This is a genomic window from Streptomyces sp. NPDC002773 (genome assembly GCF_040295605.1).
Classification (GTDB): domain Bacteria; phylum Actinomycetota; class Actinomycetes; order Streptomycetales; family Streptomycetaceae; genus Streptomyces.
Genome location: NZ_JBEOVO010000009.1, coordinates 178,405 through 205,404, shown reverse-complemented (window position 1 = coordinate 205,404; position 27,000 = coordinate 178,405). Strand labels below are relative to the sequence as shown.

Here is a 27,000-nt window from a genome sequence, read left to right as displayed (position 1 = left end):
TCACGGGCTCGCACTCGCACTCGCGCGGGCGCTCTCCACACGCTGCTGGAGCTTCTGGAGGAGGCCCTGGGCCCGCGGGCCCAGGGCCGCGGCGTCGGCACGGGTCTCGTAGACGATCACGCTCACCACGGTGTCGCCCGTCCGGCCGGTGTACACGACGTAGGGGTAATCGGTCTTGGCGCCGGCGGCGTCCGCCGTCTGCGTCCCCTCCTCGGCCATCACCTGGTCGAGCCCGGTCACCTCGGGCGCCTCGGCCTGGCGGACGGCGGACCAGCGCGACTTCTCGAACTGCTGGGTCGGGCAGCGGCGCGTGGTGTCCTCGGCGCTCTCGACGAACGACTCGGCCGTCTCCGCGTCCACGAAGACCCGGACGTCGGTGGTCGAGTAGAGATTCGACCGACTGCTCAGCACGGTGCGGCTGACCGCGGCCAGGGTGCCCGACCTGGCCGCCTGCTCGAAGCCCTTGCAGTCCTGCCCCACCTCGTACTCGCCCGCCGGGTCCCGCTCGTACGGGTCGCCCTTCGTGTAGCCGGCCCCCCAGTCCTCCGGTGCCATGGCCACGCGCTCGGCCAGGGCGTGCGCCCGCGCACGGGAGGCGGAGGAGTCGGGGGGCGGGCTGGACACCGCCGGGCTCGACGGGCCCGCCTGCGGCGGAGGGTCGTCGTCGCCCCCGCCGAGGAGGGCGACCAGGCCGACACCCAGCGCCGCCGCCACCAGCACCCCGCCGGCGGCCATCAGGGCGACGCGGCGACGGCCGTCTCCTCCTCCGGGGGAGGGCGTGGGCTGCGCGGTGGAGCCGGAGTCTGGGCCCGTGGCGCGGCCGGCCCCGGAGCCGTGGGGGCCGGGCTCGGGGTCGGGCTCCGGCGAGGACGGGTGGAGTGGTCCGGAAGGCGGCCCCGAGGGAGGTCCGGAAGGTGGTCCTGAGGGCGGCCCGGAAGGCGGTGGAGTGTTCACGCGGACGATCCGTACCACCGGACGCCGCCCGCATCCTGAGACTGCGCTGCTGTCACCCGCGCGGCTGTGTCAGAATTCCGCCGTGCTCGCTACCACGATGATTATCGGCAGCAGCGCGCCGGTCCTCAGTGGCCACTGAACCGCGGAACGACCCCCGCGGCAGTGGACACCGTGCCCCAGACCCGCGCGCAGACCTCTCGCACCCGCGAGGGGTTTTTTCGTTTTCCGGCCCCACCCTCGCCGGAAGCGGACGACGCGTGAGAATGGGGGCAAGTGGATCCAGACCTTCCGGAGCCACATCCGACAGGAGCCATCACAGTCATGACCACGGAGAACGCCGAGAGCTCGCGCCTCGACGACAGCTTCCATGTCTTCGACACGACGCTGCGCGACGGGGCGCAGCGTGAGGGCATCAACCTCACGGTCGCGGACAAGCTGACCATCGCCCGGCACCTCGACGAGTTCGGGGTGGGCTTCATCGAGGGCGGCTGGCCCGGCGCCAACCCCCGCGACACGGAGTTCTTCGCCCGCGCCACCCAGGAGATCGCGTTCAAGAACGCGCAGCTCGTCGCCTTCGGCGCCACCCGCCGCGCCGGCGGCAACGCCGCCGAGGACCCGCAGGTCAAGGCCCTCCTCGACTCCGGCGCCCCGGTCATCACCCTGGTCGCCAAGTCGCACGACCGGCATGTCGAGCTCGCCCTGCGCACCACCCTCGACGAGAACCTGGAGATGGTCCGCGACACCGTCGCCCATCTGTGCTCCCAGGGCCGCCGCGTCTTCGTCGACTGCGAGCACTTCTTCGACGGGTACAAGGCCAACCCCGACTACGCCAAGGCCGTCGTCCGGGCCGCGTACGAGGCCGGCGCCGACGTCGTCATCCTCTGCGACACCAACGGCGGCATGCTGCCCGCCCAGATCCAGGCCGTCGTCGCCACCGTCATCGCCGACACCGGGGCCCGCCTCGGCATCCACGCCCAGGACGACACCGGCTGCGCCGTCGCCAACACCCTCGCCGCCGTCGACGCGGGCGCCACCCATGTGCAGTGCACCGCCAACGGGTACGGCGAGCGGGTCGGCAACGCCAACCTCTTCCCCGTCGTCGCGGCCCTGGAGCTCAAGTACGGCAAGAAGGTGCTGCCCGACGGCGCCCTCGCCGAGATGACCCGGATCTCGCACGCCATCGCCGAGGTCGTCAACCTCACCCCCTCCACCCACCAGCCGTACGTCGGCGTCTCCGCCTTCGCCCACAAGGCCGGACTCCACGCCTCCGCGATCAAGGTCGACCCCGACCTCTACCAGCACATCGACCCCGAGCTGGTCGGCAACACCATGCGGATGCTCGTCTCCGACATGGCCGGCCGCGCCTCTATCGAGCTCAAGGGCAAGGAACTCGGCGTCGACCTGGGCGGCGACCGCGCCCTCGTCGCCCGCGTCGTCGAGCGGGTCAAGGAGCGCGAGCTCCAGGGCTACACGTACGAGGCCGCCGACGCCTCCTTCGAGCTGCTCCTGCGCGAGGAGGTCGAGGGCCGCGCCCGCCGCTACTTCCGTACGGAGTCCTGGCGCGCGATCGTCGAGGACCGCCCGGACGGCACCCACGCCAACGAGGCCACCGTCAAGCTCTGGGCCAAGGGCGAGCGGATCGTCGCCACCGCCGAGGGCAACGGCCCGGTCAACGCGCTCGACCGGGCGATGCGGCTCGCCCTGGAGCGGATCTACCCGCAGCTCGCCAAGTTCGAGCTGGTCGACTACAAGGTCCGCATCCTGGAGGGCCGCCACGGCACCGAGTCCACGACCCGCGTCCTGATCACCACCAGCGACGGCAACGGCGAGTGGTCGACGGTCGGCGTCGGCGAGAACGTGATCGCCGCCTCCTGGCAGGCCCTGGAGGACGCCTTCACGTACGGGGTGCTCCGGGCCGGGGTCGACCCGTCCGAATAGGGCCTTATCCTCCCTCTATGTCTTGTTCGGCGTCGTTCGGGTAGCGTCGAACCATGAGGATGAGGCCGCTGTCCGTACTGTCGGCCCTCGCCGGGCTGATACTGCTCCTGCTCCTGGCCCTGGTCCCCTCCGCGGGCGCCAGGGCCACGGGGATATCCGACGCGGCCGCGGCCCTGAAACAGGGCCCGGTGTACGTCGACCCGGGCGCCGCCGGCCAGCTGTCGAAGGCCGAAGCCGACGCCCTCGCCCAGAAGATCGAGGACGCGGACAAGCCGCTCTTCGTGGCCGTACTCCCGGCGAACGCCCAGTTCCCGCCGGAGGACCTCTTCCAGAACCTGCGCACCCAGACCGGGGTCACCGGCCTCTACGCGATCCGGCTCGGAGACGGCTTCAACGCCCAGGCGGACCGATCCGTGATGTCCCCCGACGCCGTACAGAACCTCGTCACCTCCGTACGGCAGCCGAACGTCGACGCGGCCACCGAGCTCAACAACTTCGTCGACCAGGCCCTGCCCACCCTGCGCGGCTCCGCCCCTGCCACCTGGGGTTCCGCCGGCACCGACTCCGGCGTCCCCGTCGCCGGACTCGTGACCCTGGGGGCCGTCGCGGCCGCCGGCGGCGCGAGCGCCTACGCGGTCGTCCGCCGCAACCGGCTCCGCAAGGAGGCCGAGGAGCGGGCGGCCCTCGACAAACTGCGGGTTGTCGTCGACGAGGACATCACCGCCTTCGGCGAGGAACTCGAGCGCCTCGACTTCCACCCCTCCGAGCCCGGCGCGGACGACGCCATGCGCGGCGACTACGAGCGCGCCCTCGACTCGTACGACAAGGCCAAGTCCCTCATGGCCTCCGCCGGACACCCCCATGACGTCCGCCCGGTCACCGAGGCCCTGGAGGACGGCCGCTACTCCCTCGCCGTCCTCGCCGCCCGCCGCGAGTCCCGCCCGCTGCCCGAGCGCCGCGCCCCCTGCTTCTTCGACCCGCGCCACGGCCCCTCCACCGAGGACCGCACCTGGACCCCGGCCGGCGGCGCCGCCCGCCAGGTCCCGGTCTGCGCCGCCGACGCGTCCCGCCTCGACGACGGCCTCGACCCGATGGCCCGCACGGTCGACGCGGACGGCGTCCGCCGCCCCTACTGGGAGGCGGGCCCGGCCTACGGCCCCTGGGCCGGCGGCTACTTCGGCGGCGGCATCCTCCCCGGCCTCCTGATGGGCACGCTCCTCGGCTCGATGCTCGCCACCCCCGCCTACGCGGGCGAGTACGGCGGCGGCGAATTCGAGGGCGGCGACTACTCGGGCGCCGACTTCAGCTCCGGCGACTTCGGGTCGAGCGACTTCGGCGGCGGGGACTCGGGCGGCTTCGGCGGCGGCGACTTCGGCGGCGGCGGAGGGTTCGACGGCGGGGGCGGCGGCTTCTAGGCGGCCTTTCAGACCAACGGCTTCACCGACATCAGCAGGTGCCGGTGGGCCGCGCCCGGGCCGTCGGTGAGCAGGGCGCGCTGCCCGGGGCCGAGCAGGTGGAAGTGCACCTCGGGGGAGTCCAGAGCGGTGAGCGCGTCGAGCAGATACCCCGGGTTGAACGCGACCGTCAGCGTGTCCGTGCCCGTCAGGGTGGACGGGAGGCCCTGGGAGGCGATGTCGTCCTCGTAGCCCGCCTGGAGCTGGAGGGCGGTGGGGGTGAAGGTCAGCTGGACGGGGCTGTCGCCCTCGGCGACGACCGCGACCCGCTTCACGGCCTCGGCCAGCGGGGTCCGGGCGGTGACCGCGAACGCGGGGTCGCCGAGCGTGAAGAGCTTGTCGTGGCGGGGGAGGCGTCCGTCGAGCAGCCGACTCGTGGTGCGCAGACCGCCGCTCTCGAAGCCGATCGAGCCGCCGTCGAGGGCGAGCCGCGCCGGCCCCGCGCCCGCGAGGGAGCGGGCGATCTCGGTCAGGCGGCGCGCGGGCACGACGACATCCGCGTCCTCCCCTGCGGTGCCGGCCTCCGGCTTCCACTCCAGGGTGCGGACGGCGTAGCGGTAGCGGTCGGTGGCCGCCAGGGTCATGGTCGTCCCGTCCAGGGCGAGCCGTATGCCGGTCAGGACCGGCAGCGAGTCGTCCCGGCCCGCCGCCACCGCCACCTGGCCGACCGCCGCGGCGAAGGCGTCCCCGTCCACCAGGCCCCGGACCTCGGGCAGCGCGGGCGGGGCCGGATAGTCGTCGAGCGGCAGCAGGGAGAGACCGAAGCGGGCGTCGCCGGAGGTCACCGAGAGCCGGGCGCCCTCCACGGCGAGCTCCGTACGGCCCCGGGGCAGCACCTTGCAGATGTCGAGCAGCCGCCGGCCCAGGACCAGTGCCCGCCCCTCGACGTCCGTGTCGGCCTCCACCTCGATGCGGGCGGAGGCCTCGTGGTCGAGACCGGAGACCCGCAGGCGGCCGTCCGCCGCCTCCAGGAGCAGGCCGCCGAGGACGGGCATGGGGGAGCGGGCCGGCAGGACGCGCGCGGCCCAGGCCACGGCTTCGGCCAACGCACCGCTGTCGATACGGAATTCCATGCCGCCGACGCTAGCGGCCGCCACTGACAACGCCGTTGACCAGCAGGTCCGGGCATCTCGCGGCAACGCGGGAAGAAAGCCGACCCCTTGATCGTTCCAGTCCCCGAACGCGTCAGTTACCTACAGGGGGAGTAGCACCATGAGTGACGTCCACGGCACGGTGGAGCCCGGATTCGAGTCCGTACGGGAGGAGTTCGCCACGGTGGTGGCGGACGAGGCGCGCGACGGCGGCGCCCAACTCGCCGTCCACCACCACGGCCGTCTCGTCGTGGACCTCTGGGGCGGCGACGGGGTCGACGGGGACTCGCTCCTCGGCCTCTACTCCTCCTCCAAGGGCGCCATGGCCCTGGTCACCGCCCTTCTCGTCCAGGACGGCGTCCTCGACCTGGACCGCACCGTCGCCTCCTGGTGGCCCGAGTTCGCCGCCGAGGGCAAGGGCGGGACCACCCTGCGCCAGCTGCTCGCCCACCGGGCCGGTGCGATCGGCGTCGACGGCGGATTCAGCGCCGACGAGATCGCGGACGACCGGGCGATCGCCGCGCGGATCGCCGGGCACCGCCCCTTCTGGGAGCCGGGCACCGGCCACGGCTACCACGGCCTGGTGATCGGCGCCCTGGTCGGCGAGGTGGTCCTGCGGGCCACCGGCCGGACGATCCGGGAGCTGTTCGAGGAGCGGATCCGCGCCCCGTACGCGCTCGACTACTACCTGGGCCTGCCCGAAGAGCTCGAACCCCGCTTCCGTACGGCCCTGCCGATGCTGCCCACGCCCGCCGAGCAGGCGATCCTCGACGGGAACCCGGTCGCGCCCGACAGCCGCCTGGCCGTCGCGTTCAGCTTCAACGCGAACCCGCCGTTCGACATCGTCGCGCACGCCAACTCGCGCAAGGTCCGGGCGCAGTCGCCGGTATCCGCCGGCGGCATCGGCTCCGCGCGCGGGCTCTCCCGGATGTACGCGGCGGTCGCCGGCGAGCTCGACGGGCGCGCCCCGCTCCTGAAGCCGGACACCCTGGCCGAAGTGGCCCGGATCCACTCCAGGGGGACGGACCTGGTGACGGGCGAGGAGAACGCCTTCGGCCTCGGCTTCGTCCCGCTGGCCACCCGCTACCCGGCCCTGAGCGCGTCCGCCATCGGCCACAGCGGGGCCCCCGGCACCCAGTCCTTCGCCGACCCGGCGACCGGCGTCGCCTACAGCTACGCCCGCCGCCGCTTCGCCTTCCTCGGCGGCCCCGGCGCCGCCGAGAACGCCCGCCTGATCCCGGCGGTGGTGGAGGCGGCCGCCCGCCGGGCCTAGCCCCACCCCCGGTCAACGCCGAGCGCCCGCCTTCCGCTGCTGCGGAGGGCGGGCGCGCTCGTGTGTGCCGGAGGGGAAGGCCGAGGTCAGGCGGCGTTCTTGATGGCGGAGATGTCGAAGTTCAGCTTGACCTTGTCGCTGACCATCACGCCACCGGTCTCCAGGGCCGCGTTCCAGGTCAGGCCCCACGCGGAACGCAGGATCTCGGCGGAGCCCTCGAAGCCGACGCGCTCGTTGCCGTAGACGTCGGTGGCCGTGCCGTTGAACTCCAGGTCGATGGAGAGCGGCTTGGTGACGTCCTTGATGGTCAGGTCGCCGGTGATCCGGTACATGTCGCCGCCCAGCTGCTCGGCCCGCGTGGAGCGGAAGCTCATCAGCGGGAACTGCTCGGCGTCGAAGAAGTCTCCGCTGCGGAGGTGGCCGTCGCGGTCGCCGATGCCCGTGTCGACGGAGGCGATCTTGACGTCGATGGAGGCGGAGGAGGCGGCCGGGTTCGCGCCGTCGAGCTTCAGCGCGCCCTCGTGCTCGCCGAAGGTGCCGCGCACGTTGGTGACCATGGCGTGACGGACGGTGAAGCCGATGCTGCTGTGCGCCGGGTCGATGGTGTAGTCACCGGTCAGGGCGGCCAGGGCCGGGTCGACCGGGAGGGTGGCGGTGGCGACGGCGGACTCGTTGTTCTTGCGGGTGAAGAGACCCATGGCAGTACTCCTTGTCGGTGTTTGTTGAACCTTCAACGAGAACGACTGTAACCCTATTCCGTTCAACATTCAACATCTGAGTGGGGTCCGGGGGAGATGTTCACCCGCACGGCGCCACACGGACGCCGACGCCCTCTGGCGGACGCGCACAGACCCCTCCGGTGGTCACTTGGACTAACCGAAGGGGGTTCTTGGACTGGAGGGGCCCGCGCGGCGCCATCTCGTTGACGGTGCTGCTGGGGCGGGGCCAACTAGGCGCATGCCCCTCTCCCGTTCGCGAAGAATCCGTGCCGCCTGCGCGCTCGTCGCAGCCTCGTCCGCCGTGTTCGCCCTGGCCGGACCCGCTCTGGCCGGGCCTCCCGCCGGGCCCGTTCCGGCGGAGGGCGGCGGCGCGGCGGCCCCTGCGCCGCTCGCCGGGACCGCCACGGCCGCCGCCCCCGCCATCGCCTCCCCGCAGCTCTCCGTCGCCGTCGCCGAGGACTTCCCCCGTGTCCTCTCGTACACCGACCGCGCGAACGGCGCCCGCCTCCTCGGCAGTACGGCCCCGGTCACGCGGGTCGTCCTCAACGGCACCGCCCGTGCCGTCCAGGCCAAGGGCGCCCCCGTCCTGACCGCGTCCTCCGCCGCGTACACCCTCGCCTTCCCCGAGCTGCCCGGCGTCGAGATCGACGCGAGCCTGAGCGTCGACGGGCGGACCACCACCTTCCGGGTGACCGCCGTCCGCGACACGGAGGGCTTCCGGGTCGGCACGCTCGACATACCCGGCCACGACCTCGTCTCCGTCGGCTCGTCGGATCCCGGCGCCGCCACCGCCTTCACCCGGCTCGACCCGGACTCCACCCGTACCGCCGACGTCTTCGCGCAGGTCACCGACGCGACCGCCGCCGAGGCGAACCCGGTGGGCGCGACCTACGCCCTCGTCAACACCGGCCGCCTCGCCGCCGCCGTCGAGTCCAACTCCAGCTATGACAAGCCCTCGGGAGCCTCCGCCCGCGACGGCGCCCGTTTCTGGCACCAGGCCCGCAAGAGCGGCACCGAGACCCGCGTCGGCGTCTGGTCCGGCCAGTGGACCTACCGCGGCGAGGGCGCCCCGAAGCCCGCGAGCGGTGACGGCCTGCCCTGGGCCAAGGTCGTCGTCACCCCCGACGCCAACGCCGACGGCGCCACCGACTGGCAGGACGGCGCCATCGCCTTCCGGACGATCGGGACCAAGGCCCCCGGCAGCGAGCAGACCCCCGGCCGGGTCGTCGCCCACATCCCGTTCAACTTCGCCTCGCAGGCCACCCACCCCTTCCTGCGCACCCTCGACGACGTCAAGCGGATCTCGCTCTCCACCGACGGTCTCGGCCAGTTCGCCCTGCTCAAGGGGTACGGCTCCGAGGGCCACGACTCCGCCCACCCCGACTACGGCGGCAACTACAACAAGCGGGCCGGCGGCCTCGCCGACCTCAACGTCCTCCTGAAGGAGGGCGGGAAGTGGGGCGCGGACTTCGGCGTCCACGTCAACGCCACCGAGTCGTACCCCGAGGCGAAGAACTTCAGCGAGACCCTCGTCGACCGGACGAAGCCCGGCTGGAACTGGCTCAACCAGAGCTACTACATCGACCAGCGCCGCGACATCAACAGCGGTGACCTCGCGCGCCGCTTCCAGCAGCTCCGCGACGAGACCGACCCCCGGCTCTCCACGCTCTACATCGACGTCTACTACACCCACGGCTGGATCGCCGACGAGACCGTACGGGCCGTCCAGGCGCAGGGCTGGAACGTCGCCACCGAGTGGTCCGACAAGTTCGAGCGGTCCTCCCTCTGGTCCCACTGGGCCAACGACCTCGACTACGGCGGCGCCACCAACAAGGGCCTCAACTCGCAGATCATCCGCTTCATCCGCAACGGCGAGAAGGACATCTGGAACAACCACCCCGTCCTCGGCCAGACCGCGCTCGTCGACTTCGAGGGCTGGACCGGCGAGACCGACTGGAACGACTTCACGGCCAACATCTGGCAGCGGAACCTGCCCGCCAAGTACCTCCAGCAGCAGAAGATCACCCGCTGGACCGGCAACGACCTCACCTTCACCGGCGGAGTCCGCGGCACCGTCGAGAACGGCCGCCGCACCTTCTACGACCACGGCCGCAAGGTCCTCGACGGCGAGCGCTACCTGCTCCCCTGGGACGGCGGGAAGAAGCTCTACCACTACAACAAGGCCGGCGGCACGACCAGTTGGGACGTCCCGGCCGGCGCCGGCTCGTACTCCGTGTACGAACTCACCGACAACGGGCGCGTGAAGACCGCCACCGTGCGGCCCGTGGGCGGGAAGATCACCCTCGACGCCGTCGCCGGGCAGCCGTACGTGCTCTACCCCGACCGCGCGCCGGAGCCGCGCACCCCCGCGTGGGGCCAGGGCACCCCGGTCAAGGACCCCGGCTTCAACGACGCGAAGCTCACCGGCTGGACCAAGGCCGGCACCGTCGCCCGTGACACCGACGGACAGGGCCGCAACAGCGCGAAGCTCTCCGGCGCGGCCGCCGCCTCCGTACGCCAGCAGATCACCGGCCTCACCCCCGGCGCGCGGTACACCGCCTCGGCCCTGATCGAGGTGCAGCCGGGCGCGACCCGGCCCACCACCCTCTCCGCCGGCGGCCGGTCCGTCACCGTCGAACGGTCCACGCTCCAGGACCGGGTCGCCGCCTCCGACTGGAACGGCACCCGCTTCCAGCGCGCCAAGGTCACCTTCACCGCCCCCGCCGGCGGCGCCACCGAGCTGCGGATCCAGGCCGCGAGCGGCAGCGCCGCCACCGTCCGGACCGACGACGTCCGGATCGTCGCCAACGCCCCCGCCACCAAGGCCGGAACCCTCGTGTACGAGGACTTCGAGGCCGTCGACCAGGGCTGGGGCCCCTTCCTCAAGGGCGACTCCGGCGGTACGACCGACCCCCGCACCCACATCGCCCAGCTCCACGCCCCGTACACCCAGGCCGGCTGGAACGGGAAGCTGATCGACGACGTCATCGGCGGCGCCGAGTCCCTGAAGTCGCACGACGAGAACAGCGGACTCGTCTACCGCACCGCGCCCTGGACCGTCCCCATGAAGGACGGCCGCACCTACCGCGTGGAGTACGCCTACCAGTCCAGCCACGCGGGCGCGTACGAGTGGATCACCGGCTACGACCGCGCGAACGGCACCTCGGTGGAGACCCGCCGCACCCCCCTCGGACAGCAGAGGAGCAGCGGGCACTTCACGGAGACCGTCACCGCCGGCTGCGGCGACACCTGGACCGGCCTGCGCAAGCGCGCCGACGCCCCCGACGGCGCCGACTTCGTCCTCGACGCCTTCACCGTCACCGACCTCGGCCCGGCCGCCGAGCGCGCCGCCTGCGGCACGCTCGCCGTCGCCGCGCCCGACACCCTGGAGCCCGGCCGCCCGAACCAGGTCACGGCCACCTTCGGCAACGACGAGACCACCGAGGTCACCGGCGCCCGGGCCGTTCTCGCCCTCCCGGCGGGCTGGACCGCCGAACCTGCCGCGCCCGTCACCCTCGGCACGGTCGCGGCGGGCGGGAAGGCCACCGCCACCTGGCAGGTGACCCCGCCGGTCGACGCGGCCTACCAGCCGTACACCCTCGGCGCCTCCCTGACGTACGCCCTCGGGGGAGCGGAGCGGAAGCTCACCGCGGCCACCACCGCCCGCACCCTGCCCCCGCCGCCCACCGCCGACAGCTGGGCCAGCGACCTGGACTGGACCTCCGCCGGCAACGGCTGGGGACCCGTCGAGCGCGACCTCTCCAACGGCGAGACCGGCACCGGCGACGGCACCCCGCTGCGGATCGGGGGAGTGGCGTACGCCAAGGGCCTGGGCAGCCACGCCCCCGCCACGATCCGCTACTACCTGGGCGGCCGTTGCACCTCCCTCACCGCCCAGGTCGGCGTCGACGACGTCCAGACCGCCCGGGGCAGCGTCCGGTTCAGCGTCCTCGCGGACGGCGTCGAGAAGGTGCAGTCCCCGGTCCTGAAGGCCACGGACCCGGCCTGGGCGCTCACCGCTGACGTCACCGGCGCTTCCTACGTCGACCTGGTGGTCGGCGACGGCGGCGACGGCAACGGCAACGACCACGCGGACTGGGGTGACGCCCGCTTCCACTGCGGAGGCTGACCTCCACCTGCGGCACAGAGCGGCGGCACCCGGTGGAAAGCGCTTCCACCCGGTGTCGCCGTGCTCATTGATTGCGTCGGAGACGCGGTGTTACACCAGGCCCCACCTGTCTCCACCACTTCCCCCCGGGAGGCTCCCGTGCCCCTGCCCCACTGGTCCCGCCGCACCTTCCTGACCGCCGCGACCACCACGGCCGCCGTCCTCGCGCTGCCGCTGCCCGCCGCCCACGCGGCGGACACGGCCGCCACCGAGTTCGAGGCGCTACGGCTCCGCTGGCTCGACCTCCAGCTCGGCTCCGGCTTCGACGCGGGGGCCGAGCCCTACGCCTCCCGCCTCGCCGAGACGGGCACGCTCGCGCGTACCTTCCGCTCGGCCATGGCCCCCGCCGCCGGCTCCCTCTGGCCCGACGCCCCCTTCGACCCGCCGGCCGGCGTCTCGCAGAGCTACAGCCGCCTGTGGACCATGACCCAGGCGTACGTACAGCCCGGCACCGGACTCACCGGCGACGCGGGCCTGCTCGCCGACGTCCTGCGCGGCCTCGACCACCTCTCCGCCACCGTCTACAAGGCCGGCGCCCCGCGCTACGGCAACTGGTGGGAGTGGCAGATCGGCAGCCCCCGCCTCCTCATGGACATCACGGCCGCGCTCCACCCCCACCTCGGCGCCGAGCGGATCGCCGCCGCCTGCGCCGCCGTCGACCACTTCGTCCCCGACGCGGTCCTGGAGAAGTACACCGGCACCTCCACCGGTGCCAACCGCGTCGACCTGTGCCGCTCGGTCGCCCTGCGCGGAGTCCTCGGCGCCGACCCCGCCAAGATCACCCTCGCCCGCGACGCCCTCTCGCCCGTCTTCCCGTACGTCACGAAGGGCGACGGCCTCTACGCCGACGGCTCCTTCGTCCAGCACACCTGGGTCGCCTACTCCGGCACCTACGGGCAGGTCATGCTCGACGGCCTGGGGAAGCTGTTCTCCCTCCTCGCGGGATCCACCTGGGCCGTCACCGACCCGAACCGGCAGATCGTCCTCGACAGCGTCGAGAAGGCGTACGCGCCCCTCATCTACGACGGCCTGATGATGGACAGCGTCAACGGCCGCGCCATCAGCCGCGGTTACCTCAAGAACGACGACCGCCGGATCATGCGCTCCGACCACTTCCACGGCCAGGGCGTCATCGCCGCCATCGCCCTCCTCGCGGGCGGGGCCTCCGCCGCAGAGCGGGACCGCTGGCACGCGCGCGTGAAGGGCTGGATCGAGCGCGACACCGTCTCCCCGATCCTGGCCGCCCGCCAGTTCGGCGTCGCCGACCTCGCCCGGCTGCACGCCGTGGCCGCCGCCCCCGCCCCGGCCGCCCCCGAACCCACCGGCCACCGCCTCTTCACCGCCATGGACCGGGCCGTCCACCGCCGGCCCGGCTGGGCCGCCAACATCGCCATGGCCTCGGACCGGATCTCGTACTACGAGTGCGGCAACGGCGAGAACCCGCGCGGTTGGCACACCGGCGCCGGAATGCTCTCCTGGTGGACCCCGGCCCTCGGGGACCAGTACACCGACTGGTTCTGGCCCACCGTCGACCCGTACCGCCTCCCCGGCACCACCGTCTCCACCAAGCGCCTCGCCGACCGGGCGGGCGGCGAGTGGGGCGCGCCCAAGCCGGCCGTCCGCTGGGTCGGCGGGGCCACCGACGGCGAGTACGCGGCCGTCGGCCAGCACCTGAAGGGCCTCGGCTCCACCCTGGAGGCCCGCAAGTCCTGGTTCTGCGCGGCGGACGCGGTCATCTGCCTCGGCGCCGGGATCACCGCGACCGACGGCGTGCCCGTCGAGACGGTCGTGGACAACCGGCTCCTGGGGGAGGGCGGCACCCAGGCCCTCACCACCGGCGAGCGCTGGGCGCACCTGGAGGGCCACGGCGGCTGGGTCTTCCCGCACGCCCCGCAGGGCACCGGAAACCTCCGCACCCTCCGCGAGGACCGCACCGGCGCCTGGAGCGACATCAACACCACCAGCTCCACCGAGCGCCGCACCCGCCGCTACCAGACCCTCTGGCTCGACCACGGCACGGACCCGGTCGCGGCCTCGTACGCGTACCTCCTGATGCCGGGCGCCTCCCGGCGCACGCTCGCGGCCCGGGCCGCCGATCCGGGCTGGCTGCGCGTTCTCGACAACACCGCCGAGCGGCAGGCGATCGCCGTCCCGTCACTCGGACTCACCGCCGCGAACTTCTGGCAGGCCGGTACGGTGGGACTCCTCACGGCCACCGCTCCGGCGAGCGTCCTCGTCCGGCGCCGCCGCTCCGTGCTCGATCTGAGGGTCTCCGAACCGCTCCGCACCGGGCAGCCGCTCGAACTGGTCTGGAACGGGCCGGTCCGCCGGGTGCTCGCGCACGACCCCTCGGTGGAGGTGCTCGGAACCGGCCGTTCGCTGCGGCTGCGGGTCACTCCCGGTACGGCGGGCGCCACCCACCGGTGCGAGGTCCTGCTCTAGGCCGAGACCGAGGTCTATGTCGAACCCCTACAAACACGAGGGGTACCTGACTGTTGACTCGGGCTGGACAGGTGACGGTTCTGTCCAGCCCCACCAGGATTCGACACGGGAGACTGTACGGAGTGGACGGCGGGGTTTTCTTGTCCGGCTTCGTAGGGTCGGTACATGACCGTTGTGGACCAGATCCCGAGCGAGCCCGCTGACGCCCGTGGCCGCGTGGCCGAGCTGCACGTCCTGCGCGAGCAGGCCCTCCGCGGCCCGAGTGAGCGGGCGACCGAGGCCCAGCACGCGAAGGGCAAGCTGACCGCGCGCGAGCGCATCGAGCTGCTGCTCGACCCTGGTTCCTTCAACGAGGTCGAGCAGCTGCGCCGACACCGCGCGCAGGGCTTCGGCCTCGAGGCGAAGAAGCCGTACACCGACGGTGTGATCACCGGCTGGGGCACGGTCGAGGGCCGGACGGTCTTCGTGTACGCCCACGACTTCCGGATCTTCGGCGGCGCCCTCGGCGAGGCGCACGCGACGAAGATCCACAAGATCATGGACATGGCCATCGCGGCCGGTGCCCCGCTGGTCTCCCTCAACGACGGCGCGGGCGCCCGTATCCAGGAGGGCGTCTCGGCGCTCGCCGGGTACGGCGGCATCTTCCAGCGCAACACGCGCGCCTCGGGCGTCATCCCGCAGATCTCGGTGATGCTCGGCCCGTGCGCCGGCGGCGCCGCCTACTCGCCCGCCCTGACGGACTTCGTGTTCATGGTCCGTGAGACCTCGCAGATGTTCATCACCGGACCGGACGTCGTCAAGGCGGTCACCGGCGAGGAGATCACCCAGAACGGCCTCGGCGGCGCCGACGTCCACGCGGGAGTCTCCGGCGTCTCCCACTTCGCGTACGACGACGAGGAGACCTGCATCGCGGAGGTCCGCTACCTCCTGTCGATGCTCCCGCAGAACAACCGCGAGAACCCGCCGACCGTCGCCTCCGAGGACCCGGCGGACCGCCGCTCCGACGTCCTGCTCGACCTGGTGCCGGCCGACGGCAACCGCCCGTACGACATGCACAAGGTCATCGAGGAGCTCGTCGACGACGGCGACTACCTGGAGATCCACGAGCGCTGGGCCCGCAACATCATCTGCGCCCTGGCCCGGCTCGACGGCCAGGTCGTCGGCCTCGTCGCCAACCAGCCCCAGACGCTGGCCGGTGTCCTCGACATCGAGGCGTCCGAGAAGGCCGCCCGCTTCGTACAGATGTGCGATGCCTTCAATATTCCGATCATCACTCTTCTGGACGTACCCGGCTTCCTCCCGGGCGTCGACCAGGAGCACGGTGGAATCATCAGGCACGGCGCCAAGCTGCTCTACGCGTACTGCAACGCGACCGTGCCCCGGATCTCCCTGATCCTGCGCAAGGCCTACGGCGGCGCGTACATCGTCATGGACTCCCAGTCCATCGGCGCCGACCTGACGTACGCCTGGCCCACCAACGAAATCGCGGTCATGGGCGCCGAGGGCGCCGCCAACGTGATCTTCCGCAAGCAGATCGCGGAGGCCGAGGACCCCGAGGCCATGCGGACCCGCATGGTCAAGGAGTACAAGGCGGAACTGATGCACCCGTACTACGCGGCCGAGCGCGGCCTGGTCGACGACGTCATCGACCCCGCCGAAACCCGCCACGTGCTCATCAGGTCCCTCGCGATGCTCCGCACCAAGCACGCCGACCTGCCGTCCCGCAAGCACGGCAACCCGCCTCAGTAAGAGGAGTCATCCACGTGACCACCCCTGCCAACCTTCTCCGCGTCGAGAAGGGCCACGCCGGCCCCGAGGAGCTCGCCGCCATCACGGCGGTGCTGCTCGCCCGCGCGGCCGCCCAGCCCGAGCAGACGGACCACCACGGCCGCACCACGGCCGGCTGGCGCCGTCTGGAGCGCGAGCACGGCTTCCGCGCGCCGCACAGCTGGCGCTGACCGCGCCCGAACGCCGAAGGCCCCCGCTCCATCAGGAGCGGGGGCCTTCGGCGTACTGCCGGGACTTACCGCAGTCGGGCCATGAGGGCGTGCTCGACGAGCGTGATGAGGGCGCTCTTGGCGTCGGCGCGGTGGCGGGCGTCGGTGGTGATGATGGGGGTGTCGGGGCCGATCTGGAGGGCCTCGCGGACTTCCTCGGGCTGGTAGGGCTGGTTTCCGTCGAAGCCGTTGAGGGCGATGACGAAGGGCAGACCGCTGTTCTCGAAGTAGTCGACGGCCGGGAAGCAGTCGGCGAGACGCCGGGTGTCGACGAGGACGACGGCGCCGATGGCGCCGCGCACCAGGTCGTCCCACATGAACCAGAAGCGGTCCTGCCCGGGGGTGCCGAACAGGTACAGGATCAGGTCCTGGTCGAGGGTGATGCGGCCGAAGTCCATGGCGACGGTCGTCGTCGTCTTGTCGCCGGTGTGCGTGAGGTCGTCGATGCCCGCGGACGCCGAGGTCATCACCGCCTCGGTACGCAGCGGGTTGATCTCCGAGACGGCGCCGACGAACGTGGTCTTGCCCACGCCGAAGCCGCCCGCCACCACGATCTTCGCGCTGGTGGTTGAGCGGGCTGCACCGCCGCTAGAGCTTGCGAAGTCCACTGAGCACCCTTTCGAGCAGTGTCACGGCTGGCTGGCCGCCGGCGGCCTCGTCGCCGCCTGGCTGGTGGATGGCGACGAGTCCGGCCTCCGCCAGGTCGGCGACGAGGATCCGGGCGACGCCGAGGGGGATGGAGAGAAGGGCCGAGATCTCCGCTACCGACTTGATCTCGATGCACAGCCGGCAGATCCGCTGGTGCTCGGGCAACTGCCCCTGCAACCGGGCCGGATCGGCCGTCGTGCTCACCAGCGCCTCGATGGCGAGCTGGTAGCGCGGCCGGGTCCGGCCGCCGGTCATCGCGTACGGACGCACCAGCGGGTTGTGCCCGCCCGAGCTGCTGGAACCGGCGGCGGACGGAGCGCGCGAGGCGCCGTGCGCGGCCGCGGACGGCGCCTGAGGCTGCCGATAGGGCTGCGCGGCGCCCTGTCTGCTCGGCGTGGAGGGAAAGTTGAACCGGTTCTGCGACGCGGGGTCGCCGAGCGGCGCCTGGTGCGCGTCATAACCGTTGTAGGGGCTCGCGCCCGGTGGTGTTCCCACGTTCTCCTCCTCGACTGCCTCGCGGTCCATGTCCCGTGGAACCGCGACACCGCACCCTACGGTGCGGTGGCACGAAACGCACTGTCTGTCTGTTAGTTGAGAAGACTTCCCTGAAGCTCCGCCCGGAGGTCAGGAGTCAGTACGGTGCCCGCGCGGTCCACGAGCAGGGCCATCTCGTAGCCCACGAGACCGATGTCGGCCTCGGGGTGGGCGAGCACGGCCAGCGAGGAGCCGTCCGAGATCGACATGATGAAGAGGAAGCCGCGCTCCATCTCCACCACGGTCTGGTTGACCGCACCGCCCTCGAAGATCCGGGACGCGCCCGCGGTCAGCGAGGTCAGTCCGGAGGCGACGGCCGCCAGCTGGTCGGCGCGGTCACGGGGGAAACCCTCGGACATCGCCAGCAGGAGTCCGTCGGCGGAGACCACCACCGTGTGCGACACCCCAGGGGTGTTGTCCACGAAGTTGGTGATCAACCAGTTCAGATTCTGCGCCGCCTGGCTCATGCTCACACTAACGCTCCTGGTTGTAGGTACTGCCCGGGCCGAGGCCCGATCCGTTCGTGTCCGTTCCCGCGCTGCGTCCCTGCTGGACACCCCGGCGCAGGTTGCTCAACCTGCCCCGTACGTCCTCGGGGGCGCGGGAGACCTGGGGGCCGCCCTGCGGGGTCTGCTCAGCCGTGCCCTCGACCAGGTTGGCCTTCGGGACCCGGCGGGGGAGACCGGACGAGGTGACCCCGCCGGCCTTCGGGTCCTTGAGCTTCCCGGCCCGCTGCCAGCGCTCGTCGTTGGTCGAGCGCCAGTCGTCGGTGCCATCGGCTTCGTTCTGCTGCTGCTCCTGCGCCGGCTGCGCGGGCTTCGCCTGCTGCGGTGCCCGCTGCTGCGGCGCCTGCTGGCCCTGCGAGGCGACGCTGCCGCGGCGCGGCAGTCCGGCGTCGGTCAGCGCGTGACCGGCATCCGGGGCGGCACTCGGGGTCGGACCCGGACGGTCGAAGCCTACGCGCTCGGGGGCCTGTTCGGGAGCGGCCGGAGCAGATTCCGCTTCCGCTCCGTACTGCTGCTGCCAGCCACCGCCGTAGGCGTTCTGATCCTGCCACTCAGCCTGCTGGGCCTGGGGGTCGAACGTATTGCCGTACTGCTGGTGTTCGGCTTCCGGGGCCTCGTACGAGGCTTCCGCATAGCCGGGCTGCTGGTAGGTCTCGTACCCCTGCTCCGGGTACGCGTAGCCCTCCTGCTGCGGGAATCCGGCCCCGTACTCCTGGCCGTACCCCTGCGCCTGCTGCGGCTGCTGCTGTCCGTACTCCTGCGCCGGGGCGTACTGCTCCGACGCGTACTCCTGCGCCTGCTGCTGCCCGTACTCCTGGCCTTGGGCGTACCTCTGGTCCTGGTGCCCGTAGGCGTCGGCCTGCTGCGGCTGCTCCGCCTGCTCCGCCTCGTCGCGGAAGAGCGGCCGGTCGCCGCCCTGCGCCTGGGCCTCGAGGGCGGCACGCCGCCCCTCGCGCTTCAGCGAGCGGTCGACCGGGTCGAGCGGGCGCTCCTCCTCGGCCGGCTGGTCGTAGCGCGAGTCGTCGAAGCCGAGGTCGGCGGCGGTCAGCATCTGCTGCTGCTGCGGAGCGGCCTCGAAGGCGTTCTGCTGCTGCTGCGGAATGATCTGCGAGACCGTGAAGTCGTCCTGCATCGGCTGCTCGCCACCACCACCGTGGGTGATCGCGTCCGGCAGCATGACGAGCGAGGTCGTACCGGCCTGCTCGCCCGAGGGCCGCAGCTGGACCCGGATGCTGTGGCGGTCGGCGAGGCGGCCGACCACGAACAGGCCCATGCGCTGCGAGACGGCCGCGTCGACGGTCGGCGGGTTGGCCAGCTTGTGGTTGATGTCCGCGAAGTCCTCGGCGGTGAGGCCGATGCCCTTGTCGTGGATCTCGACCATCACACGGCCGTCGGGGAGACGGGTCGCGGTGACGCGGACCTTGGTCTGCGGCGAGGAGAACGTGGTCGCGTTCTCCAGGAGCTCGGCGAGCAGGTGCACGAGGTCGGTCACGGCCTGGCCGTGGATCTCGGCCTCCGGGACGCCCGCGAGCTCGATGCGCTCGTACTGCTCCACCTCGGAGGAGGCGGCGCGCATGACGTCGACCAGCGGGACCGGCTGGTCCCAGCGGCGGCCGGGCTCCTCGCCGGCGAGGACGAGGAGGTTCTCGCCGTTGCGGCGCATACGGGTGGCCAGGTGGTCCAGCTTGAAGAGGTTCTCCAGCTGGTCCGGGTCGGCCTCGTTGTTCTCCAGGTCCGTGATGAGGGTCAGCTGGCCCTCGATCAGGGACTGGTTGCGGCGCGAGAGGTTGGTGAAGATCGCGTTGACGTTGCCCCGGAGCATGGCCTGCTCGGCGGCGAGCCGGACGGCCTCGCGGTGCACCTGGTCGAAGGCGCGGGCGACCTCGCCGATCTCGTCCTGCGAGTCGATCGGGATCGGCTGGACGCGGGTGTCGACGCGGCCCGGCTCGGTACGGGAGAGCTGGTCGACCAGCATCGGCAGGCGCTGCTCGGCGATGCCGAAGGCGGCGGTGCGCAGCTGCTGCATCGAGCGGCTCATCTGGCGGGCCATCATCCCGGCCAGGATGAAGGCGGCGAGCAGGGCGACGACGACGATGCCACCGATGACCCAGGCGTCCGTCTTGGCCTCGTCGGAGATCTTCACGGCCTCGTTCACGGCCTTGTCGACGAGGGCCTTCTCGACCTCGGAGTAGCCGTCGAACTTGGCGGTGGCGACGGCCATCCAGGACTCGGCCGTGATGCCCTTCGACTTGAGGGCCGCGAGACCCTCGGGGTTCTTGGCGGTGCCGATCGCGGAGGCCGCGCCGGAGTAGACGGAGCCGTCCTTGCCCTTGGGCAGCTCGACGCCGGCGGCCCGCATCTGCTTGGCGCCCTCGGCGGCCTTGCCGGCCATGACCTTCTTGAGCAGCTCGACGTCCTCGGGCATACCGCCGGAGGCGAACTCGCCGAGGGCGATCTGCTCCAGGTAGTTGTACGAGTTGAACGCCACGGACTGCTGGGCGAAGACGGCCTCGGTCTGGCTGGGCCGGACCAGGAGCTGGGTGCCGATCGAGCGCTGGAGGGACTCGGCGCCCTTGGCCAGCTGGATGGCGTAGACGCTGCGGCCGTAGGCCGTGACGTTGCCGGTGCCGAGACCGAGCTCGTTGGAGAACTCGGTGAGGTAGTGCTGGACGCCGGTGTACCCGAGCTGGGTGTTCACCGGGTCGAGGGAGCGGGTGTACGCGGCCTTGCGCAGCGCCTCGAGCTTCGGCTCCTCGTCCTTGAAGAGCTTGATGCGGCGCTCGAGGCCCTGACCCGAAGGCAGGTTCTCGGCGGCCTCGTCGAACTTCAGCCGGGCGGCGTCGGTCGCGGCGTACGCCTGCTTCACCTCGTCGCTGTCGCGGCCCTTCCCGCTCAGCAGCGGGGCCGCGGTGAGGTCCCGCTCGTTGAGCAGGGCGGTGCTGTACTCCGAGGCGGCGCGCACGATGAGCGCCGTCTTCTCGGCGTCCTGCGCCTCCTGCCAGGTGTCGATCGCTCCCTTGACCTGGAAGCCGCCCATGACGAGGCCGACGAGCACGGGTATGAGGAGGATCGCGTTCAGACGGGTGGGCACCCGCCAGTTACGGGGCGACAGCTTGCTGGAGCTTCCCTTGCCCGCGGCCGCGGAGGGCGGCGGTGTCACGGGCATGTCCGCGGGCGACACGGCATAGCGCGGCGGCGGCGTGAAGTTGCCCCGCGTGCCCCGCGTGTCCTGCTCCGCGGAGCTTTCCTTGCTTCGCCTCACTCGACCAACAACCTCTCGGCGTCGGCACCTACGTTGTGCCGGTGTTTCGTTCAGGGCCGTACTACTCGGGAGTTCATGAATTGCAGCACGTGAAGGGGGTCCGTTCCAAACAGTGGGATACGGCCGCCTCCCGCGGTCCAGACCTCGCATAAAACGGGCATAAAGAGCGAGCCCCGCCAAATGGCGGGGCTCATGTGAGCGCAGTGACACCGATCGGATGCGTCGTGTGTCCGGAGCGCTCCAATTCTCTGTCGAAACGTTATGAACGCACGGGCGGCCGTGTCGAAGGACACAGACCGCCCCTGGCAGCGGCATATGACAACCGCCCTGACCGATCCGCTACTTGAGCCGGGCCATCAGAGCGTGCTCGACGAGCGTGATGAGCGCGCTCTTGGCGTCGGAGCGGTGACGGGCGTCGGTGACGATGATGGGGGTGTCCGGCCCGATCTGGAGGGCCTCGCGGACCTCCTCGGGCTGGTACGGCTGGTATCCGTCGAAGCCGTTGAGGGCGACGACGAACGGCAGGCCGCTGTTCTCGAAGTAGTCGACGGCCGGGAAGCAGTCGGCCAGGCGACGGGTGTCGACCAGGACCACGGCGCCGATCGCGCCGCGCACCAGGTCGTCCCACATGAACCAGAAACGGTCCTGCCCCGGCGTACCGAACAGGTACAGGATCAGGTCCTGGTCCAGGGTGATGCGGCCGAAGTCCATGGCGACGGTCGTCGTCGTCTTGCCACCGGTGTGCGTGAGGTCGTCGATGCCCGCCGAAGCCGACGTCATCACCGCCTCGGTACGCAGCGGGTCGATCTCCGAGACGGCGCCGACGAACGTGGTCTTGCCCACGCCGAAGCCACCCGCCACCACGATCTTCGCGCTGGTGGTTGAACGGGCCGCGCCGCCGCTAGAGCTTGCGAAGTCCACTGAGCACCCTTTCGAGCAGTGTCACGTCCGGCGTACCGCCGGTCTCTCCGTTGCCCGGCTGGTGGATCGCCACCATGCCGGCCTCCGCCAGGTCGGCGACGAGGATGCGAGCGACACCGAGAGGCATCGACAGCAGCGCCGACACCTCGGCCACCGACTTCACCTCACGGCACAGGTGGCAGATCCGCTGGTGCTCGGGGAGCAGTGTGGCGAGATGCGCCGGGTCGGCCGTGGTGCTGACCAGTGCCTCGATGGCGAGCTGGTAGCGCGGCCGGGTCCGGCCGCCGGTCATCGCGTACGGACGCACCAGCGGCTGGTCGCCCTCGTACCCGTACTCGTCGACTGAGGCGCCGTACGGATCGTGAGAGGCGGGGGGCGGGGTCATGAATCCTCCGGGCGTGACAGCAAGACTTCTGCCGTCTGATGGGGCCGGTGGGGGGCCGGGTGGGGCGGCCGGACGGTGAACGGTGCCCAGGGCGGTACGGAGGGGCGTACCGCCCTGTCGGTCGGTCGTGCGGTGGGGTTGTCCGGGGGCGGTACCGGCTAGTGGAGCAGGCTGCCCTGGAGCTCCGCGCGGAGGTCCGGGGTGAGGACGCTGCCGGCCCGGTCGACCAGCAGCGCCATCTCGTAGCCCACGAGGCCGATGTCGCACTCGGGGTGGGCGAGCACGGCCAGCGAGGACCCGTCGGAGACGGACATGAGGAAGAGGAAACCGCGCTCCATCTCCACGACCGTCTGCGCGACGGGGCCCCCCTCGAAGATCCGGGACGCGCCCGCGGTCAGCGAGGTCAGTCCGGACGCGACCGCCGCCAGCTGGTCGGCGCGGTCACGGGGGAATCCTTCGGACATGGCGAGCAGGAGTCCGTCGGCGGAGACCACCACCGTGTGCGACACCCCAGGGGTGTTGTCCACGAAGTTGGTGATCAACCAGTTCAGGTTCTGCGCCGCCTGGCTCATCGCGTTCACTAACGCTCCTGCTGATGGTTCGGACCGAGGTGGATGCTACCCGTGGTCGAGTTGCCCGCTTGTCGGCCCTGCTGGATGCCGCGGCGCAGATTGGTCAGCCGGCCGCGGACGTCGTCGGGTGCGCGCGAGACCTGGGGGCCGGCCGTGTGGGCCTGCTCCTGTGCGGTCCCGGGCACGAGGTTGGCCTTCGGCACGCGCCGAGGAAGACCGGAGGTGGTGACTCCGCCGGCCGCGGGCTTGCGCACCCGCTCGGCCTGGCGCACCAGCTCGTCGTTGGGCGAGGTCCGCCAGGCGCCCCCGCCGTTCTGCCGGCCGGCGTCGGCGGCCGGGTCACCGGTCTGCCGGGGCGCCGGGGCGGACGGCTGCGGTGCGCCGGGAGCCTGCCCCTGCTGCTGGTGCCAGTTGGTCTCCAGCGTGTCGTACAGCGGCGTACGGCCGTCGCCCGCACCGCTCGCCGGCGGCAGGGCCTCCGGACGGCGCGGCTGCTGGAGCTGCGGCTGACGCGGCTGCGGCTGCTGCTGGACCGGCTCGGAACCCGGGCGCGGAGCGCCGAAGTCGCCGCCGTCGCGCTGACGCGGGGCCTGCTGCTGCGGCGCCTGGGCCTGCTGCTGCGCCTGCGGTACGAAGGGCTGCCGGCCGAACTGCTGCTGCTGGCCGCCCTGGTACTGCTGCTGCGGAGCCTGCTGCTGCGCGGCCTGCGGGGGCCGCCCCTGCAGCGGCTGCTGCTGCGGCGCGCCGAAGTCCGGGCGCGGGAACTGGCCGGTGGAACCCGGACCCTGCGGGGCGCCGAGGTCCGGGCGCGGGAACTGGCCCGTGGAGCCGGGGCCCTGCGGCGCGTCGAAGTCCGGGCGCGGGAACTGCGCCGTCGACGCGGGGTCCTGGACACCGCCCTGGTACGCCTGCGGGGCCTGCTGCTGGCGGCCCTGCGGCTGCTGCTGCGGCGCGCCGAAGTCGGGGCGGGGGAACTGGCCCGTGGAACCGGGGCCCTGGGGGGCCGCCGCAGCCCCGAACAGGCCCGACGCGTCCGGCTCCTCGTGACCGCGCGGGGCGTCCAGCGGGGACATCTCCTGGCGCGGGCGCCGCGGCGGCTGCTGCGCCGGGTCGTTGCCCCAGCTCGCGGCCTGCGGGCGCTGCGCCTGGGGGTTGCCCCCCGGCAGCTCGGCGCGCGGGGAGTCGTACCCGCCGGGCTGGTTGCCGCCCTGGGGCGCGTGCTGCGGCGCGCCCGGTCCGGCCTGCGGGCCGCCGGTGTTGCCCCACACGTCGGTACGGGAGGGGATGGCGCTCGCGGCGCCGCCGATGAGCCCGCCGCCGGGGCGCAGCGGATCGCGGCTCTGCGGGGCCTGGGGGGCCTGCGGGGCCGGGGGGATCTGCGGCAGCTGGCCGGTCTGGTCGAGCTGGGCGTTCTGCGGCTGCGGGGTACGCGACTGCGGGGCGCCCTGCGGGCCACCCGTGAGCGGAGCGCCGTCACGGGCGGGCAGCGCGGCCCGGGGACCGCTCGTACCGACCTGGCCGCGCGGGGCTCCGGTGCCGATCCGGCCGGCCGTTGACGACGGCCCGCCGCCCTGGCCCGGACGTCCGCCGCCGGGGCCGCCGGCCGCGCCGGGACCGCCGGGGAGCCGGCCGCCCGGAGCGGAGGCACCCTGGGGCATCGCGCCCTGGCCGCCGGCGCCCGGCTTCGGCATGGGCTTCTTGCCGCCCTGGGCGACGTCGACCGGCAGCATGACGAGCGCGGTGGTGCCGCCCGAGTCGGAGGGGCGCAGCTGGATGCGGATGCCGTGTCGCAGGGACAGGCGGCCGACCACGAAGAGGCCCATGCGGCGGGAGACCGAGACGTCCACGGTGGGCGGCGAGGCGAGCCGCTCGTTGATCGCGGCGAGGTCCTCGGGGGAGAGGCCGATGCCGGTGTCGTGGATCTCGACGAGCACCCGGCCGTCGGGCAGCGCGTGGCCGGTGACCCGGACCTTGGTCTGCGGGGAGGAGAACGAGGTGGCGTTCTCGAGCAGCTCGGCGAGGAGGTGTACGAGGTCGTTGACGACGCGGCCCGCGACCTCGGTCGCGGGGACCGCGGCCAGCTCGATGCGCTCGTACTGCTCCACCTCGGAGGCGGCGGCACGCAGGACGTCGACCAGTGGGACCGGGCGGGTCCAGCGTCGGCCCGGCTCCTCACCGGCGAGGACGAGGAGGTTCTCACCGTTACGGCGCATACGCGTCGCGAGGTGGTCGAGCTTGAACAGCGAGGACAGCTGGTCCGGGTCGGCCTCGCGGGACTCCAGCTCGGAGATGAGCGAGAGCTGGCGCTGGATGAGGCCCTGGGAGCGGCGCGAGAGGTTGGTGAACATCGCGTTGACGTTGCCCCGGAGGAGGGCCTGCTCGGCGGCGAGGCGGACGGCCTCGCGGTGCACGTCGTCGAAGGCCGCGGCCACCTGGCCGATCTCGTCACGGGAGTGCACACCGACGGACTCGACGGAGGTGTCGACGTCCTGCGGGTCGGACTCGGACAGCTGCTTGACGAGCTCCGGCAGCCGGTCCTGGGCGACCTTGGTCGCGGTGTCCTGGAGCCGGCGCAGCGAGCGGATCATGGAGCGGGCCACGACGAAGGCGCCGATGAGCGAGACGCCGAGGACGAGGAGGATCAGCGCACCGTTGATGATGGCCTCGCGCTGCGACTCCTGCCGCAGCTCACGGGCCATGGTCTCCATGTCGCCGAGCAGACCGCGCTCGATGCGGTTCATGGCGGTGATCTTGGTGCCGTACTCGTCGGTGAAGTTCAGGTGGCCGCGCCGGGTGCCGCTCTGCATGGCGTCGTCCATGTTGAGGACGCGCTCGGCGTACTTCTCGGCGGCGGCGATCGAGGGGTTGCCGGTGTTCAGGGACGCCGTCCGCTCGGTGGCGTCACCACCCGTCGACTCGTAGATCGCCTGGAAGGACTTGAGCTCGTCGCCCTCGGAGTTCAGCGCGGCCTCGCCGTAGAGGCGGTCGCCCTGCTGGATCCTGCCGGGGGTCCGGTCGCTCGCGGGCAGCGCCGCCGCGATGATCGCCTGCTGGATGGAGGCGTACTCCTTGGCGGACGAGAACGCGGCGAGCGCACGGGTCCGCTTGATCATCTCGGGGTTACTGGTCGCCTGCGCCATGTCCTGGGACAGGCTGAGCAGCGAGCGGATGAGGCGGCTGTACGCCTCGACCGTCACCGAGTGGGAGACGCCCTTCTCGTAGGCGTTGCCCCGGATGGTGTTGAGCTGGATGACCTGCGAGGCGATCCCGTTGACGTTCTGGCGGATGCTGCGCAGCGCCTCGTCGCCCTCGGTGGCCGGGATGTCCTCGGTGGCCTCGAGGAAGGCCTTGTACTCGAGGTCCGTCTTCCGGCGCGGGTTGGAGACCTGGTAGTCGCTGACCGGCCGGCCGTTGACCAGGGGGCCCGCGGACAGGTCGCGCTCGGCCTGCAGGGCCTGCGCGAGGTCGGTCGCCTCCCGGGTCAGCTTGGTGAGCAGCTGCATGTGGTCGAGCTGCTCCATGTCCTGGAGCGACTCGCTGATGCGGATGCCGCCCAGGGTGGTCGCGGCGACCACGGGGAGGGTGAGGAGCGCGACCAGGCGCGTGGAGATGCGCCAGTTGCGCAGGGCTATTCGGGGGCCGACCTCGTTCTCGGCCCGGGCCTTGGGGGTTGCCTCGGACGGCTCGGCGGAAGCGGCCGCGGCGCTCGTGCGCCTGCCGCCTTCACCGCCCTCGCCGGACGGTCCCTGACCCTGGTTCGGGGTGCGCGAGGCCGAGGGACCGCGGTCGGTCCCGGCACGCGGTTCCTGCTCCGCCGGAGCATCCGCACGGCCCTTGCGGGCCTGGGGAGACCCCGAGCCATCCCTCTTGAAACGTCCCTGCACTAGCGTCGCAACCTCTGGACCAGGCGTCCTTCCGGATGAACGGAGGACGGTGTCGGCGTCGTTCGGGGTGTGTGGAGCACCCCAGGTGGTCGTCGGTGACCGGCGCAGCTTCCCCCTTCCCCGCCACTCGGCCGGCGCTGCGTTGCGCCCCCTGCGCGCCGGCTTGAAACCCGCGGCGGTGCGTGGAATTCCAGCACAGTGCCGGATCTCCAACAAGAGCCGCGTGTCGCGCCGGGAGCGTCATGACAACCC

Annotated in this window: 18 protein-coding genes; 7 read left to right on the top strand and 11 right to left on the bottom strand. The window is 72.2% G+C overall.

What is annotated here, in order from left to right:
- Nucleotides 1-735, bottom strand: coding sequence for a hypothetical protein (locus ABT034_RS14820; protein WP_351214972.1), 735 nt, complete (start codon nt 733-735; stop codon nt 1-3).
- Nucleotides 736-1,275: 540 nt separating this feature from the next.
- Between ABT034_RS14820 and cimA the strand changes: the two genes are divergently transcribed.
- Nucleotides 1,276-2,892 carry a citramalate synthase gene (gene cimA, locus ABT034_RS14815; protein ID WP_351214970.1) on the top strand — a complete coding sequence of 539 codons (1,617 nt, stop codon included), beginning with the start codon at nt 1,276-1,278 and terminating at the stop codon, nt 2,890-2,892.
- 53 nt (nt 2,893-2,945) lie between these two features.
- The gene (locus tag ABT034_RS14810; RefSeq protein WP_351214968.1) at nt 2,946-4,307 is read left to right on the top strand and encodes a hypothetical protein; all 1,362 of its coding nucleotides are present in this window, start codon (nt 2,946-2,948) and stop codon (nt 4,305-4,307) included.
- Nucleotides 4,308-4,315: 8 nt separating this feature from the next.
- Here ABT034_RS14810 and dnaN read toward each other — a convergent pair whose 3' ends face one another.
- A complete protein-coding gene (gene dnaN, locus ABT034_RS14805) occupies nt 4,316-5,419 on the bottom strand; it encodes a DNA polymerase III subunit beta (protein WP_351214966.1) in 1,104 nt (367 codons plus the stop codon).
- 139 nt (nt 5,420-5,558) lie between these two features.
- Between dnaN and ABT034_RS14800 the strand changes: the two genes are divergently transcribed.
- Nucleotides 5,559-6,710, top strand: a complete 1,152-nt coding sequence (locus tag ABT034_RS14800) for a serine hydrolase domain-containing protein (protein ID WP_351214964.1) — start codon at nt 5,559-5,561, stop codon at nt 6,708-6,710.
- Nucleotides 6,711-6,796: 86 nt separating this feature from the next.
- Here the strand turns inward: ABT034_RS14800 and ABT034_RS14795 are convergent, their stop codons facing one another.
- On the bottom strand, nt 6,797-7,408 hold the full coding sequence (locus tag ABT034_RS14795) for a YceI family protein (protein WP_351214962.1): 612 nt from the start codon (nt 7,406-7,408) through the stop codon (nt 6,797-6,799).
- A gap of 259 nt (nt 7,409-7,667) precedes the next feature.
- Between ABT034_RS14795 and ABT034_RS14790 the strand changes: the two genes are divergently transcribed.
- The 4 genes from ABT034_RS14790 (at nt 7,668) to ABT034_RS14775 (ending at nt 15,997) form a co-directional block, all read left to right on the top strand.
- Nucleotides 7,668-11,558 carry an endo-alpha-N-acetylgalactosaminidase family protein gene (locus ABT034_RS14790; RefSeq protein WP_351214960.1) on the top strand — a complete coding sequence of 1,297 codons (3,891 nt, stop codon included), beginning with the start codon at nt 7,668-7,670 and terminating at the stop codon, nt 11,556-11,558.
- A gap of 144 nt (nt 11,559-11,702) precedes the next feature.
- Nucleotides 11,703-14,039 carry a polysaccharide lyase 8 family protein gene (locus ABT034_RS14785; RefSeq protein WP_351215044.1) on the top strand — a complete coding sequence of 779 codons (2,337 nt, stop codon included), beginning with the start codon at nt 11,703-11,705 and terminating at the stop codon, nt 14,037-14,039.
- A gap of 165 nt (nt 14,040-14,204) precedes the next feature.
- Nucleotides 14,205-15,788 (top strand): acyl-CoA carboxylase subunit beta, encoded by a 1,584-nt coding sequence (locus ABT034_RS14780; RefSeq protein WP_351214958.1) that lies wholly within the window; start codon nt 14,205-14,207, stop codon nt 15,786-15,788.
- 14 nt (nt 15,789-15,802) lie between these two features.
- A complete protein-coding gene (locus ABT034_RS14775; protein ID WP_351214956.1) occupies nt 15,803-15,997 on the top strand; it encodes an acyl-CoA carboxylase subunit epsilon in 195 nt (64 codons plus the stop codon).
- Between the two features lie 65 nt (nt 15,998-16,062).
- Here ABT034_RS14775 and ABT034_RS14770 read toward each other — a convergent pair whose 3' ends face one another.
- The 8 genes from ABT034_RS14770 to ABT034_RS14735 form a co-directional block, all read right to left on the bottom strand.
- Nucleotides 16,063-16,644 (bottom strand): GTP-binding protein, encoded by a 582-nt coding sequence (locus tag ABT034_RS14770; RefSeq protein WP_015036414.1) that lies wholly within the window; start codon nt 16,642-16,644, stop codon nt 16,063-16,065.
- A complete protein-coding gene (locus tag ABT034_RS14765) occupies nt 16,625-17,179 on the bottom strand; it encodes a DUF742 domain-containing protein (RefSeq protein WP_351215042.1) in 555 nt (184 codons plus the stop codon). Before ABT034_RS14765 ends, ABT034_RS14770 begins: the two co-directional genes overlap by 20 nt.
- A gap of 92 nt (nt 17,180-17,271) precedes the next feature.
- Nucleotides 17,272-17,685, bottom strand: a complete 414-nt coding sequence (locus tag ABT034_RS14760) for a roadblock/LC7 domain-containing protein (protein WP_026057603.1) — start codon at nt 17,683-17,685, stop codon at nt 17,272-17,274.
- 7 nt (nt 17,686-17,692) lie between these two features.
- Complete coding sequence (locus ABT034_RS14755) at nt 17,693-20,986, bottom strand: sensor histidine kinase (protein WP_351214954.1); 3,294 nt, start codon at nt 20,984-20,986, stop codon at nt 17,693-17,695.
- Between the two features lie 339 nt (nt 20,987-21,325).
- On the bottom strand, nt 21,326-21,907 hold the full coding sequence (locus ABT034_RS14750) for a GTP-binding protein (RefSeq protein WP_351214952.1): 582 nt from the start codon (nt 21,905-21,907) through the stop codon (nt 21,326-21,328).
- Nucleotides 21,888-22,292: a DUF742 domain-containing protein gene (locus ABT034_RS14745; RefSeq protein WP_024756254.1), complete on the bottom strand. Its 405-nt coding sequence runs from the start codon at nt 22,290-22,292 to the stop codon at nt 21,888-21,890. Before ABT034_RS14745 ends, ABT034_RS14750 begins: the two co-directional genes overlap by 20 nt.
- 158 nt (nt 22,293-22,450) lie before the next feature.
- A complete protein-coding gene (locus tag ABT034_RS14740) occupies nt 22,451-22,864 on the bottom strand; it encodes a roadblock/LC7 domain-containing protein (protein ID WP_030496942.1) in 414 nt (137 codons plus the stop codon).
- Between the two features lie 8 nt (nt 22,865-22,872).
- The gene (locus ABT034_RS14735) at nt 22,873-26,748 is read right to left on the bottom strand and encodes a sensor histidine kinase (RefSeq protein WP_351214950.1); all 3,876 of its coding nucleotides are present in this window, start codon (nt 26,746-26,748) and stop codon (nt 22,873-22,875) included.
- Nucleotides 26,749-27,000: the final 252 nt, after the last annotated feature.